At 62.3% G+C, this 507-nt stretch carries 1 protein-coding gene; it reads left to right on the top strand.

The genetic code is table 11. The annotated features are described in order from the left end of the window. Positions 1-276: 276 nt before the first annotated feature. The gene (locus ACQ4LH_RS21485) at positions 277-459 is read left to right on the top strand and encodes a hypothetical protein (RefSeq protein WP_430698992.1); all 183 of its coding nucleotides are present in this window, start codon (positions 277-279) and stop codon (positions 457-459) included. Positions 460-507: the final 48 nt, after the last annotated feature.

Genomic DNA, 507 nt, shown 5'->3' with positions numbered 1-507 from the left:
CGAGATCGCTCAGTTCGTCTCGTGGTCTCTGAGATGTGTATTCTATACACTCATCCCTCACTCCTTCTCATTTCCCCCTCCCCGCCCCCACACGCCGCTAGAACAACCCGAAGTGGCCCAGCTCGATGGCCTCGCGCAAACGGGTGATCCATTGCAGCTGGCGTTGATGTTCCAGCAGCACGCCATCGGCGGGGGTTAACTGCTGCACGCGGGTACGCCCCCGGGGCTTTGCCCGCCGGCCGGCGCCTGTCTCTTATAAACATCTCCCAGCGTCAGATGTGTATAAGAGACAGGCTCGATGGCCTCGCGCAAACGGGTGATCCATTGCAGCTGGCGTTGATGTTCCAGCAGCACGCCATCGGCGGGGTTGAACTGCTGCACGCGGTTACGCCCCAGGTGCTTGGCCAGCTGGCTGGCGCTGTCGGCCCAGTTCAGCGCCTGTCTCTTTTACACATCTGACGCTGGCGACGACGCCCCCCGAGTGGTGAGTTTTGGGGGGGGCCGCGT

It is taken from the genome of Pseudomonas peli (assembly GCF_050563605.1).
Classification (GTDB): domain Bacteria; phylum Pseudomonadota; class Gammaproteobacteria; order Pseudomonadales; family Pseudomonadaceae; genus Aquipseudomonas; species Aquipseudomonas peli_A.
This window is presented reverse-complemented; position numbering and strand designations above follow the sequence as displayed.